Below are 14,343 nucleotides of genomic sequence, written 5' to 3' on the forward strand. Positions count from 1 at the left end.
GGCCCACCGTTGTGCAGGTGCGATGACTCGCGTCAGGAGGTAACGGTGACGTGACTGGTTCCGGACCCGGCGGTGAAGTGGGCGGTGCCGCCGGAGACCTGGACCAGTTGCGGCCCGCCGGCTCCGCTGGTGGCGTAGTGCGCCCTGCCGGTGGTGGGCAGCACGATGTCGAGCGAGACGTTGTCCGGTGCAGTGACATCGAGGGTGAAGGTGCGCCCGGCGTGCCGCCAGTTGACCGTGACCGGTCCGCGTTCGGTCCATTCGGTCCCACTGGCCTTCGTCAGTCCGGTGGCCGGCGGGGCGATCTGCACGGTGGCTGCGCCGGCCCCGGTCACGGTGATGCCCAACAATGACTCCAGGATTCCGTTGATGCCGGCGGAGCCCCAGCCGTGCGAGAAGCTGGTGCTGTCGGCCTGATTGACCTGCGCGCCGGTGCAGCCGGCCACCGTGCATCCGGGATTCCAGTTCTCCCACATGAAGGTTCCGCCTTCGGCCAGGATCTGCGCCGGCCCGATGTGCGACGGGTCGGTGAGAAGCGAGACCAGCGCGGAGGTCTGGCCGGTAGCGCCCAAGGCCGCTTCCAGCTGGCGCAGGTCCATCGGACCCTGCTGCATCCCGGCGGCGGCGATATTCTGGCCGAGGGCCGGGTACTCGGTGGGGTCGGCGATCCCGTAGTCCACCGCGTAGGTCTGGGCGTGCTGCGAGTAGTTCTCGAGACGGGCCAGCGTATCGGTGGCCAGTCCGTCGGAATACAGGCTGGTCGTCGTGTTGCGAAGCTGACCGGTGATAGCCGTGCTCAACGAGTCGGCGTTCTGGCGGTAGTGCAGGGAATCGGTGTGCTGCGACAGTGCCGCAGCGGCATCGGAAACCGACCGGTTGGCACCCACCGCGAGGGCGTTCACGACCAATTCGGCGCCGTTGCCGTTGACGACGGTGTTGAACCTCATATCCGAGGGCCAGTCGATGATTCCGTACTGGTACGGACCGGATCCGCCGGGTAGCTGGTAGACCAGACCCTTGGCATTGATGGCACTGTCGATGTAGTCGGCGACCTTCTTCATGGCCGGGAAGGCCATCGCGAGCATGGTGGCGTCCCCGGTCTGCTGGTAGTAGCGCATCACCCATTCCGGGAACATCTCGGTGTAGTCGGGGATGTCGCGCTTGGCGTCACCGTTGGGGTAGACGGCATTCATCGCGCCGTTGGCCCAGTATCGGTTCTGCGAATTGATGAAATCGACGATTGCCTGCCGGGTCAGCGACCGCTCGTCCAAGGACGACATGGTGGCGAAGGATTCGTCGACGGCGTCACCGAGGAACTGCCCCTTCTCCCGGGTGGGGGTATCGAGAAAGGTGTCCTGAGCGGACTGCAGCGCCGACCGCTGCATCAAAGTGAAAACAGCGTCCAGGGTGGTGTTGCTGCTGTTGAATGTGGCGGCGTGCGGAGCGTCGGTGTTCTGCACGACCGCGCTGATGTCCTTCGTGGTCAGGTTCTGGCCAGGATCGCTGATCTCCAGGTACCGCCAGCCCCAGTAGGTGCTGGGCTGAGCGGTTTGCGCTCCGGCGGTTTCGGTGTAGTAGAAACGCATGTTGCTGCCCTGGGTGTCCAGTTTCGAGGTTCCCGCACGCGAGTTCTCCACCCACACCCCGGCGGCATGAGCCACTCGCAGTGTGGACGCGAGTATGACCGTGGTGCCCGAGAGCGCCGTCACCATCGAGGTTTCCGGGTGCCCGGCGCCGTATCCGTCGGCCGGAGCATCCACGGTGATCTGATCGCCGACGTGCAGGTTGGCCACCGATGCCAGGGTGATGGAGCGAGTTCCGCGGGAGGTTGCGCTCGACAGGGTCGTGTTGGCCTCGCGGTAGCTGGTGGTCATGGTGATCGCACGTCCGGTGACGCCGTGGTTCAGTGCCACCGACGGAACGGCCGAGTAGACCTTGCCGAAGTCGGCAAAAACGGTGCCGTCCGGTTCGCGGAGCACGCTGACCGGATGGATGACCTGGGTAGTCAGGTGGGCCTCCTGCGCGACCAGATGTGTAAAGGTGCACGGGGACGAGGCGCCCTCGTACGCCGCGCAACTGGCCGCGGCCGGGCGCGGGTGGGGTCCGATGACCTGCGGGCTCACCCAGCTACTGGCGTCATAGGTAGGCGTGTCCCAGCCGGTGAGGGCTTTCGAGGCATCGATGTACTCGACCCGGTCGCCGGCGTCGCCGTTCCGGTAGGTCAGCGTGGAGATCTGCTCAGCGGCATTCTGGGTGACCTTCCAGGACGCGTCCGAGACCAGGGTCTGGCTGGTGCCGTCGGCGTGCTGAACGACGATCTTCACCAGCAGTCCCGATGGTCCCTCGCCGGCGATCGGCCCGTTCGCGCGTCCCTGGCAGGTGCAGGTCCAGTAGTGGTAGGCCACTCCGATGGCCAGCGGCTTGCCTGCTTTGGCCAGCGCGGTGACATCGGAGACGTCGTAGGAACCTTCGCCCGGGTAGCCCGCCGAGGAGGTCTTGTCCACCGCGGTGCCGTTGACGTTCAACTGCCAGTCGCCCATCGACGCGACGTAGGCCCGGGCCCTGACCACCGGACTGCCGGAGGTCACTGCGAGAGTGCCGCGGGCCAGGGTGTAGTCGTTCGCGGAATCGTTTCCGGGAGCCGGGGTTCGGCGGATCCACTGTGCACCGGACCAGTCCTGATCGGTCAGGCCGGTGTCGAACCGAGCACTGGCCCACGGCGAGCTCAGGCCGCTGCGGTCCCAGGTGCGCACCGACCACTGGTAGGTCGTGCCTGGCGCGAGCGCGGGTCCGGTGTAGTTCACCCAGCTCTGCGCCGAGGACGCGACCTGGCCGGAATCCCACACCACATGCCGGCTCGCATCCACGACCCGCAGCTGGTACGCCGACTGCACCTCGTGACCATCCGGGTCCGTCGGCTGCCAACCGAACTGCGGGACACCCTGGATGGCCAAGGGGTTCGTGCGGTCGTTGACGGTGAGGGCCCGCGGTGCGCCGGGAGCCCGATCGTGCGTACCGCTCGTGGCAACCGCCGGCGCACCGCCCGACGCCTGTCCGGCGGGTAGCACCATGCCGCCCAGTGGCACCAGCACTGCTGCAGCCACTGTGACCACGGCAGGGCGGGACCGGAACCGGAACGAATGGGCCGACCCGGCGGGGATTCGCCTGGATGTGGGGAGAACCTGCAGCGTCATCAGGATTCATTGCCTTCCGAGGGAGTCGGTCCGATCGACTCGCGCCGACGACCAATTGATGCTTGTGGTCGCTAATTTCCTCCATATGTCGGCCTGATGTCAACCGTTCGACGAGACGAAAGCTCTCTACCTTCATTCGAAAGAATTCGACACCATTTCCGAAGGATGAATGGGACAAGTCGGGTCGAACACGACCGACGACCCGCTGCACGGTCCACATGGTGCCAAAAGAAAGCTTCCCCAGCGAGTGTGGGATCTGGCCGCAGGATATCGGACCTGACCCCCCGGCCATACCGGCGGGTCAGGCGCTCGATTTCGGTCAGTGCGCGGGGTTGGCCAGGTAGTCCACTCCGCGCACGTGCCCACCGGCAACAACCGACAGTAGCTGCGCCGCAGTCGGATCCGTCGTTCCGCCAAACCACTGGGGAAGGTAGCGAGCATCGCGCAGTTGCACGATGTAGATGCCAGGCACCGCATTGTTGACCTGGAATGACCCGTCAGCCCGCGTGTAGGTGAAGTTCTTCGGTCCCTGCGGACTGAGGCTGTAAGGCGACGCGTAGACGAGCAATTCGGCGTTGGCCACGGGGCGTCCGGTCCGAGCGTCGACCACCTTGCCGGAGATCTTCCCGGTGCCGCTCACCAGTGCGGGGTCGTGGACACCGAGCAACGTTTCGTCGGCTACCACCGTCGACCCGGCGGAGACCGAGATCGCCGTGGCAGCGGCCTGACTAGCCGCACCGGCGTCCGTACCGTTGAACCAGGACGTCACGTAGTGCCGAGCCGGATCGGCGAACGCAATGGTGTAGTCGCCGGCGGCCACCTTGTCGGCCGCGAAGGTGCCGTTCTGACGGCTGCACGTCTTGTAGGCGACGACCGTCGGATTGGCGGTCGAATAGAGGAATGCGCAGGCGCCGACGATCTTCTCTCCGGTGCTGGTGTCGGTGACGGCACCCCTGACCGACCCGGCGGCGGCCGCGGCGGGCAGCTGAACGCTCACGTCGGTGACAACGCCGGCCCCGTCGACGGTGATGGTCGAGGCATTATCCCGGTTGGCGGATCCCGCGACGGTCGCGCCGTACCACCGCGAGGCTGATCTCGGGGTGTCGCCGGACACGAAGACCTGATAGGAACCGGCAGGTACCGCATCGATCTCGAACGACCCGGTTCTCGACGAGCAGGCGCGGCCCACCGAATAGGTCTGTCCCAGCGGATAAACCGCCGCGCAAGCCTTCGGCAGCGGCTTGCCCGTGGTCGCAGCCGTGATCTGTCCCGTGACAGCGCCTGCCAACGGAGTGGGGGCCACCTTCAGCACGGTCACCGTCAGCGTCTGGGTCAGGGCCGCGCCCTTCGCCTGCTTGGCCGTGACGACCACGTGATAGGTACCGGCGGTCCCTGCCGCCGGGACGCCACTGATGGTTGCCCTACCCGAACCGAGGTCGCTGAATTGCAGGCCGCTGGGTAGTTGAGATTTCTTGACGCTCAGGCGTGGCACCGGATAGCCGCTGGCCCGCACCGTGAAGTTGGCGCTGGATCCCTGGACGACCGTGACAGAACTTGCCGAATCGATGCTGATCGGGGTGGGTGTACCCAGTCCATAGGCCCACTGCAGGCGGTTGTAGGCGCTGGGATTGGCGATGTGCGCGAGGTACGGCGCAGCAACGGTTCCCGAGCCGGTGAAATTCAACATGTTCCAGGAATCGCCCTGACGGTAGCCGGGCCAGAAGACGGATCCCATGCCGAGTTCACGGATCGTGTCCGTCACCGCATACATGTACGAAACGGGGTTGCTACCGTCACGGGGTCCGTCGAAGTTGGCACCCTTGTTCAGCGTGGTACCGAATTCCCCGACGATCGTGCGCGATTCAAAACCGGCGATCTGCCCCTTGAACCAACTCTTCCAGTCCTGGTAGGTGTTGAAGCTCAGGCCGAAGGCACTGTAGACGTGGAGTTCGAGCAGGGTCCCGTCCAATCGTTGATCGTTGCCGACCGAACCCAGGTACCAGTCACCGCCAGGACCGGTTCCGGCGATGATGACCCGTGACCGCGGGAAAGTGGAGAAGTGCTGCAGCCAGCCGGCTGCGACATCGCGCCAATTGGTGGGGTTGCCGGCAACCCAGCCACTTGGGTCGTCGTTGTAACCCTGGGGCTCGTTGACCAGGTCCAGATACACATTGGCATCTTTTCCGAAAGCACTGATCACCCGCTGGTAGGTGTCGTAGAAGGTGGGGATGGCATTCGGTTCGACCAGCATGAAGGTCCGATCCGGCCAGACCGACAGGATCACATTCATCTTCAGCTTGGTCGCCGCATCGACGATGCCGCGGTAGCTCGCCCACCAGGATCCACTCACCGTCGCCTGATTGATGCCCAGTCGCACGGTATTGGCGTTGAGCACCGTCTTGAACTGCTGCAGAATCTGGGTCGACTTGCGGAACGTGGTCGCATAGTCGTCAGTCGCCGACAACCCGCTGGGGACATTGTTGTCCTGGATGAAGTTGTCCCGCGGATCGGCCCAATTCACGCCGCGGAAACGGGCGGTCAGACTCTTGTCCTGATCGGCTGCGGGTGGAAACGTCGCGACCGTAGCGACTGCGGCACCGGACGAGGAAGGTGCAGACGGCGCTACGGCAGATGCCGCGGAGTCGGGAGTGCCACCCGGTGGCGCAGCTGAGGCCGAAACCAGCCCCAATCCCGAGGTCAACAAAAGCGCGCTGAGCGCAACGACGGTGCTCCGAAATAGAGATCTGGACACGTCTCACCCTTCCGCTGTCGAGCGTTGACCCGTCGGGCGTGAGTAAGGACCGCATCGGTGGGGTCGTCGCTACTGGCTTGAGCCACGGGTTTCACCCAGTTCAGAGCGTCGCGGCGAACTTAGCTTCATGCAGAAGCTAAGTCCTGTCAAGGACTCGATTTCCAAAATGCGGCATTCAAGACAGCAGGCGCAGAACTCACCACGGAGTTGGCCTCGCGGGAGAGTGTCCGGCGGGGACAGCGGAGTCCAACGACCCGGGACCTGCTTCCAACAAACAGTTTCCATGCGCTTTCATGTTATCCATCGGGCGCTGTGCATCCGTGAGGTAGCGCCTCCGTCGCCGGCCACGCGGACCGCCCCTGCCCCCACTGGCTCGCAGGGCGATTCACTTGTCTTCCCAGGTGAACTAACCTAGCGTCAGGCTGGTGGTCGACATGGTCAGCGCGCGGTCGGGTTCTCGCGGCGCACCACCTGCGGAACTGAGCCCACTGAGTCCTTCGGCTCGTACCTGCCTGGTGGAATTGATGGTCCACGGCCCACTCTCGCGCGCGGAACTGGCCAGACGACTGTCCCTGTCGTCCGGAAACCTGACGAAGATCACGCGGCCCTTGATCGACGGTGGATACGTGCGCGGGCTGGATGCGGAGATGTTGGCCCCCACCGGTCGCCCGTCCCACCGCCTGGAGGTGGTACCTGACCGGGCGGTGTTCATCGGTATCAAGCTGACCGACGATCAGATGTATGTCGTCCTGACCGGCCTGACGGCCAACCTGGTCCACGACGAGCAGTACGAATTGGGCAGCCACGATCCGGCCGCGGTGATCGAGCAGATTGCTCTCGCCATCAACCGGATACGCGACTCCGGCTATCCGCAGATCGCCGGAGTCGGGATCAGCCTGGCCGGAACCAGCACGCCGGCCAGTTCTCACGCGCGGAACTCGGAATATCTGGGTTGGTCGGACGTCCCGCTGGCGGAGTTGGTCGAAGCCAGGGTCGGCCTGCCGATCACCTTGGAGAACGACGTGCGAGCACTTGCCGCGGCCGAGCATTGGTTCGGTGCGGCAGCCGGTATCGACGATTTTGCTCTGATCACCGTCGGTGTGGGTATCGGATGCGCGATGGTGATCAACGGCGAATTGGTGTCCGGGCAGGAGGGCACGGCCGGGATGATCGAGCACTGGCAGATCGACGACCGGGGCAGCCTGTGCGAGCTGGGCCACCGCGGCTGCCTGCGGTCGTACCTGACGACGTCCGCGATCACCCGGACGGTCGCCGTCGCGGCCGGCCTTCCTGGATTGACCTTTCAGGACTGCGTCGATCGCTCCCGAGCCGGTGATCCGTTGGCCGACCGGGTGTTCCAGGATGCCGGTCGCGCTCTCGGGATCCTGGTGGCGCTGCTGGTCAATCTGATGGGTCCACAGCTGGTGTTGCTCTCCGGCGAGAGCTATCAGATGTACCAGGCCGGCGAGTCGGCCATCCGCGCCGCGATGGCCGAGCACCTGCACTGGAGCGTGCACCCTCCTGAGCTGCAGGTCAGGCCTCTCACCTTCACCGCGTGGGCCCGGGGTGCGGCAGTCATCGCCATCCAGCGCCACGTCGACCTGCTGACCAGGGCGCCTCCTGGAGCGGCCTGGGGAGCCAAAGGGACGCGGCAATCATGAGGTTGGTGTCGGTTTCCTGTCCCAGACGCCCTTCCTCCTGGGCCTGAGCCCGTCGCTAGAATGCTCGCTTGGGCAGCTTGTGCTGCTCACGGAGTAATGAGAGCTCGTTCCGCTGACGCCTCTGGAGTGCGCTCACCTCGTCGGACTGCAGCCGGCCGAGATGCCTCGACACCTCATCGAACAGGCGACGTACTTCACCGATAACCTTCTTGTCCGGCAGACCCACCGCTTCCTTGCCGAGGGTCTGGAGCTGGCCAAGGTCAGCCCGCAGCTCCTCAGCAGCCTTCCGCTTGTACGTTCGCTTGATCAGGTCGGCGGTCTGGACGATCTGGTCAGGCGTCATGCTTCCTCCATCGGTAGATACCGAGATTGACACAGGCCAGCCCGATCGACGCGAGGGGGTCCGGTGATGATGGGCGGCAACCTCAGACCGGGCTGGCCGAAGGCCGGAAGCTCTGGCGGTAGCGGCTGGGGCTGATCCGAGCGACACGGGTGAAGTGGGTGCGCAGGGTTTGGACGGAACCGAAGCCGCACTGCGTGGCGATGCGCTCGATGGTGTCGTCGGTGGTCTCCAGAAGTTCCTGCGCTCGCGAGACACGTTCGTGCATCAGCCATTGCAGCGGAGTGGTGCCGGTGCGGGCCCGGAAGTGGCGGACGAAGGTGCGTTGGCTCATCGCCGCCCCCCCGGCGAGATCGTCGAGGGTCAGCGGGCGATGCAGCTGTGAGCGGGCCCAGGCCAGGACCGGGCTCAGGTCGGTCGATTCGCCCGTATGCAGGGGTTGGTCGATGTACTGCGCCTGGCCGCCGTCGCGATGCGCCGGAAGCACCATGCGACGGGCCAGGGCGTTGGCGAACCGGGCGCCGTGGTCGAGCCGGATCAGGCTGAGACACAGGTCCAGGCCGGCACATTCGCCCGCGGAGGTGAAGATCTGGCCGTCCTGGGTGTAGAGCACATTCGGATCCAGCAGCACGTTCGGCCAGCGCCTGGTCAGCTCGGCGCCGTGCATCCAGTGGGTGGTGGCCCTCCGCCCGTCGAGCAACCCGGCCGCAGCCAGGGTGAACGCGCCAGTGCAGATCGAGGCGATGCGCGCACCGCGGGCGTGCGCGAGGCGGAGCGCCTCGAGCAGATCCGGCGGCGGATCACCCTGCAGGTCAACACAAGCCGGGACGATCACGGTGTCGGCCTTGGCCAGCTCCTCCAACCCTGGCGCTTCGCCCAGCAGGAGACCTTCCGCGGTGCGGACGGGTCCGTTCTCGCCGCGACAGAGGACAACCTCGTACCACGGCACCGGAAAATCCCGCCTCGGCCGGCCGAAAACTTCGCAGGCGACCGCGACCTCGAAGATCGGTACGTGGGCGGTGAGCGGCACGACCACGCGATGGGGAGACAGCATGGCGTGAATCTAGCCCTCATTGGCATTCCCGCCACTCACTGGGCACTGACGGATCAGGCCATTCTTGATCGCATGACGCCCCCGAGACCAGGTCACCGCCCATCGCATTCCGATGTTTCGAACTCAAAAGGCACGGTCACCGTCTTCGGTGCCTATGGGCACACGGCCGGCTTCGTCGCCTCGGAGCTGACCCTGCGCGGCTGGGACCTGATCCTCTCCGGACGAGACGCGGACAAGCTGCAGGCCGCCGCCGACCGTCATCCAGGATCCGGCTCGCGTGTCGCGTCCATCGAGGACCTGGACTCCGTGGACAGAGCCCTCGCCGGAGCCGCCGCAGTCATCAACTGCGCCGGACCTTTCGGCGAGAGCACACCGGCCCTCATCGACGCGGCGCTCCGGGCCGGCATTCCCTACATCGACTTCACCGCAGAGCCTTTCGTCACGATCGAGACCTTCGAGAACTACACCGATCCCGCTCGTGACGCCGGCATCGTGGTCCTGCCGTCGATGGGATTCTTCGGCGCTCTGGGTGATCTGTTGGCGACCGCCGCCATGGGCGACTGGCCCAGCGCGGACGAGATCACCGTGGCTGTCGCCCTCGATAGCTGGACGCCGACCCGAGGTACGCGGCTGGCTGGCGAACGCCGGGCGGGTCGGCGCCTCGTGTGGACGGATGACCACATGACGGAACGCTCCGACCAGGAGCCCAGACCCATTGGGAAGTGGGACTTCCCGGCACCGTTCGGCACGCAGCAGGTCGAGGGCGAGTTCTCCACCGTCGACACCCTGACGATCGCCCACCACCTCTCCGTCCCGCAGATCAGCACCTATTTTTACCTGGACGCGACCGGCGACCCTGATCGGAGCATCGAGGCGCCAGTCGGACGGTCTGCCCAGGTGTTCGTGATAGAGGCCGCAGCCCGTCGGGATGGCCAGGAGCGGCGGGTGACCGCTCGGGGACGTGACATCTACGCCGTCACCGCCCCTCTCGTGGTGGAAGCGCTCGAGCGGATCCTCGATGGCCGTTGCTTCGTCACGGGAGTCGTCTCGGCCGGCGAAGCCTTCGACACCCAGGATTTCCTCGGGGCGCTGCACGAAGATCCGGAGAACGGGTTCAGCCTCGACCGGTGATGTGACATGGTCCGGGATCGTTTCACAGCGGGCCGAGGGTGTTGCCTGAATTCAGCGTGCCTGAGTGAGCGTCGTGGTGGCGAAGTCGTTCTCCCGGGGTGGTCCTTTCGATCGGAGGGTCCGAACTAGCGTTCCCTGAACATTTTTCGGTCGCAACGTGACCTACGCGCCAGTGACTTAACGCAACCTTTCGTTGCGATTGCCAGTAGCCGCCTGGAGGATCCGAGGCAACCCGGCGCTTCGCCCCCGCCGTCCTGCATTTCGTGCTCAGCGCAGCTGCTGGCATGATTTCAGCAAACGTGGCAGACTTGTCGAATGGATGCCACGGTGGTGTTGGGTCAGCAAGGTCGATTGGTGATCCCGGCAAACGTTCGCGCGGCGCTCGGACTGGCGCCCGGCGATCAACTGCACCTGCACGTTGCCGGCCCTCGGCTGGTTCTCGAGCGTCCAGCCGATGCCGTCACCGAGTTGCGGGCGTTGGGTTCTCTCGTGCCCCGGTCACGATCCCTGGTCGAAGAACTTCTCGCCGAACGACGGCTGGCCGCCGCGACCGAATGACCGTCCTCGATGCCTCGGCAGTGCTGGCCCTCATCCACGGCGAACCCGGCAGCGACACTGTGGCCCGAGAGATCTCCGGTGCAGTCTTGGGCGCTGCCAATCTAGCCGAAGTGGTCGGCAAGCTCGTCGATGCTGACATCGACGTCGTCCGATTGCGCGAACTGCTCAGTGCAGCAGGTGTCGTCATCGAGCCGCTGAGCGCGGCCGACGCCGAACTGGCCGGCGCACTCCGATCCATCGACGGTGGCCGGGCACTGTCCTTGGGCGATCGCTGCTGCCTGGCCCTCACCATCAGAAGCGTGCCGCCAGAGGTTCTCACTGCCGATCGCGTCTGGGCCGATCTCGACCTGCCGATCAACGTTCGGTTGATTCGTTAGGTCTCTGCGCGTGGGCCGGGACCGCGAGCACCCGACGGTTGCTGTCGGCGTCAGCGTGCAGGTCGAGCTTCGAGAAGATCGTGCTGACAACGGGTTCCACCGTCTTGATGCTCAAGTGGAGTTCCCTACTGATTGCGGCGTTCGAGAGGCCGAGCGCCATCAGCTCGAGGACGTCCCGTTCTCTGCAGCAGAGTGGCCGAGATCAGTCCAGGCCCGGGTGTCCCCCAGATCGCCAGGCCCAGGACCAATGCGGTCACCGACACCGCGGCGGCCGCGAGCATCCAGGCCAGTTGCCGTCGGACCCGGCCGTCCGACGAACGCCAGCGGACAGCGACCGCCACCACCCAGAGCACCTGGAATCCGATGTAGGCGGGATGGGCGATGCCGGCCCAGGCGGACGTGACGCCGGCCGGGGTCCCGGCATTGAACGGATGATCGCTGACCACTCCGGCCGATGCGTACTCCACGGGCCAGATCGCCGACAGCGACGCGCACGCGACCGTCACCACGAGGACCACTGCGGCTACCCACCGCCATCCTCGGGAGGGCAGTCGCCCGTCGGGGAAGCAGATGACGGCGAAAGTCGTCAGCATCAGCGCGACATCACCGCCTCGACGACCCCGGTGGCCATGAACAGCAGGCCCTCGCGATGGCCGGGGCGTTGGGACAGAATGTAGGAGCCGACGATCGAGAAACTCAGCGCCAGCAATCCGTTGTGCAGGTTCGAGACCCATAGGCCGTGCTCGGCCCGAACGCGATCAGCACGACCACCACGCTGACGACGACCAACGGCGGCAGCCCACGCAAGCCCAGAACGTCGGCGTTTGCCATCGGACCATCGTGTCACGGTCCATGAACCCCGCCATTGCCACCGCTTCCGATCTCCGACAAGCCACGCCGACCGAGCGCTTGCTGACCAGCACCCTGCTGATCGCGCCGGTCATCTACCTGGCCGCCGACTCGATGTATGCCGCCCGCGGCTGGAACGACGCCACCGCCGGGGTGCTCCACGTCCTGGGAGCCATCGCGTACGGGTTCGTCGTCCTACGCATCGCGCGAACCTGATCAAGCCGCTGGGACTGTTCTTCCCGCTGTCATTCGCGCTGATCGGCTGGGCGCTGCTGAGGTTGGGCCACCGCTGGCAGGGCCTGCTCGTCCTCGTCGCGATCCTCGCCTGGCCCGTTGCGCACATCGGCAACATCGCCGCCGTGGCTGTGCCCGTCAACGTCGCTCTCGTCGTTGCCTTCGGCAGCCTGGTCTGGGCGCGGGCCGACTCGGCGTGAGGGTTCGGACGAATTCGCACTCTCGGTAGTCGGCTCCGACCGACGTCTCGTTCCGCGCCCGGCAAGATGGTGGCGTGACGTCTCGATCAACCAAGCCCGCAGCGCCTGACCACCCCCAGCGCGCCGACCTGCCCGAGATCCTTGCCCGGGTCAAGGCGGCCGGGCGTACCGGTGGCAGCACCTACCGCAGCGCTTCCGCGGTCGCCGCAGGCCTGAGCAAGGAACTCCGCGCCGCCGATCAACTCCTGCTCGCCGGACATGCCCAGGCGGCGGTCGAGGTGATCGAATCCGGTATCAAGCTCATCGAGAAGGCCTTCGCCACCGTCGACGACTCGAGCGGCATTCTGGGTGATCTGATACGCCGACTGCAGCAGGATCACGCCGACGCCTGCGAGCAGAGCGGTCTGGAGCAGACGAGACTTGCTGTCCACCTGGCGAAGTGGGCGATGCGCACCGATTGGGAAGTGTTCCTCGAGAGCCCCACCACCCACGCTGCCGCGCTCGGCGAGGTGGGACTGGCCCGCTTCGAGGCGGAGGTCGACAAGCACTACCGGTTGCTCCCACCCTTGGGACCCGGTGAGAGCGACGAGCGCGGCGGCCAGGTCAGCGCCTTCAACGTCACCTTCCTCAAGACGTTGCTGGCTGCGCGGCATGGTGCCGACGCGGTGGTCGAGGTGATGGCACGCGATCTCTCGTACTCCTACCACTACCTGAAGATCGCGAAAGTGCTCGCCGGGGCCGGACGTGACGACGAGGCAATGCGCTGGCTGGAGCGCGGCCAAGGTCCGGAGTACGGCCGCCGGGACGAGCGCCTCGACGATTTCGCTGCCGAGCTGCACGTCCGAGCGGGTCGCGTCGACATCGCGACCGACATGGCGGCCACGCGATTCGGCGAATCACCGTCGGCCGAGCTCTACGACCGACTTCACGATTTCGCCAGCGAATCCGGCGACTGGACCGAACGACGGGCCACCGCCCTTGCGGTGCTCGAGGCACTGCCGGAGGCCGTTGGATTGGACGTCACGCCGGCGTACCGCGCGGACCCGTCAGGCCACAGCGAGTTGGTCAAGGTCCATTTGAGCGAAGGCGATGTCGGGGCAGCCTGGCGGGCGGCGCAGCAGGGCGGGTGCACCACCCGTGTCTGGGCCGACGTCGCCGATGCCCGCGGCGCCGAGCATCCCGCCGATGCAATGAGGGTCTACCAGCTGCTGGCTGTCAGAGAGCTGGACGTCACCGACCGCGCTGCGTATCGTCGCGCTGCTGCGCTGATCCGTCGGTCCCATCGCTTCGCCGAGGCTGCCGGTCTGACCTCGCAGAGTCGGGCCTGGATCCTCGGAGTCCGCAACGACAACCGCAGGCGGCCAACCCTTCAGGACGAGTTCGACCGGTACGGGATACCCGCCTCGTAGCGCGAAGTGACTTCGCACCCGGCTGTTCGGGCGAAAGCAGATGCGTGGAGTTCAGACCAATTCGCACCGCCAGGAACGAGGTCTCACCGATACCGTTCCCAAGGCAGTCCGTTGTCCTACTCGAACAAAACGATCAGCGAGGTGCGTGAAGAATCGCCGGACATCACCATCGTTGCTTCCGGAACCGCCATCTTGGCACCGTTCCCCACTCAGCCGACCTGCTCGGGGTCGTACGGGCTCCCGACGAAGACTATCTGCGGTAGGCTGAACACCCAAGGATCAACGCCCTGATCTGAGAAAATCTCCAACCACATTCCACCGGTCAATTCGAACGCGGGGTCACCGCGTACCAATTCAGACTGTGGCCGAACACCAATAATCGACTCTCCTTCCAAAAAAGTCAAAGCTTCCGGCCCCTGTGTTTCTGAAACTCCGAGAAATACCACCCCGCCCTTCACCAGGCGCCACGATGAATCGGTATTTAGTGACCAATTCTTGCCATAGATGGATAAGGCAGGATACTCGTAAGAAGCGTGATCGATTCCAAGGGGCACGAGCCCAGCGATTGCTACCCCAATATCTCC

Annotated in this window: 15 protein-coding genes; 7 read left to right on the forward strand and 8 right to left on the reverse strand. The window is 65.5% G+C overall.

Going from position 1 to position 14,343, the window contains the following annotated elements; all coding sequences use genetic code 11:
- Positions 1-32: 32 nt before the first annotated feature.
- Positions 33-3,194 (reverse strand): alpha-L-rhamnosidase-related protein, encoded by a 3,162-nt coding sequence (locus tag ABIB25_RS18880; protein WP_354530051.1) that lies wholly within the window; start codon positions 3,192-3,194, stop codon positions 33-35.
- 319 nt (positions 3,195-3,513) lie between these two features.
- Positions 3,514-5,715, reverse strand: coding sequence for a cellulase family glycosylhydrolase (locus tag ABIB25_RS18885; protein WP_354530052.1), 2,202 nt, complete (start codon positions 5,713-5,715; stop codon positions 3,514-3,516).
- 755 nt (positions 5,716-6,470) lie between these two features.
- Between ABIB25_RS18885 and ABIB25_RS18890 the strand changes: the two genes are divergently transcribed.
- Positions 6,471-7,607 carry an ROK family protein gene (locus ABIB25_RS18890; protein ID WP_354530053.1) on the forward strand — a complete coding sequence of 379 codons (1,137 nt, stop codon included), beginning with the start codon at positions 6,471-6,473 and terminating at the stop codon, positions 7,605-7,607.
- 55 nt (positions 7,608-7,662) lie between these two features.
- On the opposite strand, the gene ABIB25_RS18895 is transcribed toward ABIB25_RS18890, so the two are convergent.
- A complete protein-coding gene (locus tag ABIB25_RS18895; RefSeq protein ID WP_354530054.1) occupies positions 7,663-7,950 on the reverse strand; it encodes a hypothetical protein in 288 nt (95 codons plus the stop codon).
- An 82-nt stretch (positions 7,951-8,032) separates the two neighbouring features.
- Positions 8,033-9,001 (reverse strand): helix-turn-helix domain-containing protein, encoded by a 969-nt coding sequence (locus tag ABIB25_RS18900; RefSeq protein ID WP_354530055.1) that lies wholly within the window; start codon positions 8,999-9,001, stop codon positions 8,033-8,035.
- 72 nt (positions 9,002-9,073) lie between these two features.
- On the opposite strand from ABIB25_RS18900, the gene ABIB25_RS18905 reads away from it, so the two are divergent.
- The 3 genes from ABIB25_RS18905 to ABIB25_RS18915 all read left to right on the forward strand — a co-directional run bounded on the left by ABIB25_RS18905 (position 9,074) and on the right by ABIB25_RS18915 (position 11,067).
- Complete coding sequence (locus ABIB25_RS18905; protein ID WP_354530056.1) at positions 9,074-10,132, forward strand: saccharopine dehydrogenase family protein; 1,059 nt, start codon at positions 9,074-9,076, stop codon at positions 10,130-10,132.
- A gap of 315 nt (positions 10,133-10,447) precedes the next feature.
- Entirely contained in the window at positions 10,448-10,690 is a 243-nt protein-coding gene (locus tag ABIB25_RS18910; protein ID WP_354530057.1) for an AbrB/MazE/SpoVT family DNA-binding domain-containing protein, read from the forward strand.
- Positions 10,687-11,067 carry a type II toxin-antitoxin system VapC family toxin gene (locus ABIB25_RS18915; RefSeq protein ID WP_354530058.1) on the forward strand — a complete coding sequence of 127 codons (381 nt, stop codon included), beginning with the start codon at positions 10,687-10,689 and terminating at the stop codon, positions 11,065-11,067. Before ABIB25_RS18910 ends, ABIB25_RS18915 begins: the two co-directional genes overlap by 4 nt.
- Here ABIB25_RS18915 and ABIB25_RS18920 read toward each other — a convergent pair.
- The 3 genes from ABIB25_RS18920 to ABIB25_RS18930 form a co-directional block, all read right to left on the reverse strand.
- The gene (locus ABIB25_RS18920) at positions 11,045-11,227 is read right to left on the reverse strand and encodes a LuxR C-terminal-related transcriptional regulator (RefSeq protein WP_354530059.1); all 183 of its coding nucleotides are present in this window, start codon (positions 11,225-11,227) and stop codon (positions 11,045-11,047) included. The two genes, ABIB25_RS18915 and ABIB25_RS18920, sit on opposite strands and share 23 nt — an antisense overlap.
- Positions 11,193-11,660: a hypothetical protein gene (locus ABIB25_RS18925; RefSeq protein WP_354530060.1), complete on the reverse strand. Its 468-nt coding sequence runs from the start codon at positions 11,658-11,660 to the stop codon at positions 11,193-11,195. Before ABIB25_RS18925 ends, ABIB25_RS18920 begins: the two co-directional genes overlap by 35 nt.
- Positions 11,661-11,763: 103 nt before the next feature.
- Complete coding sequence (locus ABIB25_RS18930) at positions 11,764-11,898, reverse strand: hypothetical protein (RefSeq protein ID WP_354530061.1); 135 nt, start codon at positions 11,896-11,898, stop codon at positions 11,764-11,766.
- A gap of 21 nt (positions 11,899-11,919) precedes the next feature.
- On the opposite strand from ABIB25_RS18930, the gene ABIB25_RS18935 reads away from it, so the two are divergent.
- The 3 genes from ABIB25_RS18935 (at position 11,920) to ABIB25_RS18945 (ending at position 13,759) form a co-directional block, all read left to right on the forward strand.
- Positions 11,920-12,132 carry a hypothetical protein gene (locus ABIB25_RS18935; RefSeq protein ID WP_354530062.1) on the forward strand — a complete coding sequence of 71 codons (213 nt, stop codon included), beginning with the start codon at positions 11,920-11,922 and terminating at the stop codon, positions 12,130-12,132.
- 62 nt (positions 12,133-12,194) lie between these two features.
- Positions 12,195-12,350 (forward strand): hypothetical protein, encoded by a 156-nt coding sequence (locus ABIB25_RS18940; protein WP_354530063.1) that lies wholly within the window; start codon positions 12,195-12,197, stop codon positions 12,348-12,350.
- Between the two features lie 74 nt (positions 12,351-12,424).
- Positions 12,425-13,759: a hypothetical protein gene (locus ABIB25_RS18945; RefSeq protein ID WP_354530064.1), complete on the forward strand. Its 1,335-nt coding sequence runs from the start codon at positions 12,425-12,427 to the stop codon at positions 13,757-13,759.
- A 209-nt stretch (positions 13,760-13,968) separates the two neighbouring features.
- On the opposite strand, the gene ABIB25_RS18950 is transcribed toward ABIB25_RS18945, so the two are convergent.
- Positions 13,969-14,313 carry a hypothetical protein gene (locus ABIB25_RS18950; protein ID WP_354530065.1) on the reverse strand — a complete coding sequence of 115 codons (345 nt, stop codon included), beginning with the start codon at positions 14,311-14,313 and terminating at the stop codon, positions 13,969-13,971.
- Positions 14,314-14,343 lie beyond the last annotated feature (30 nt).

Source organism: Nakamurella sp. UYEF19 (assembly GCF_040546275.1).
Classification (GTDB): Bacteria; Actinomycetota; Actinomycetes; order Mycobacteriales; family Nakamurellaceae; genus Nakamurella.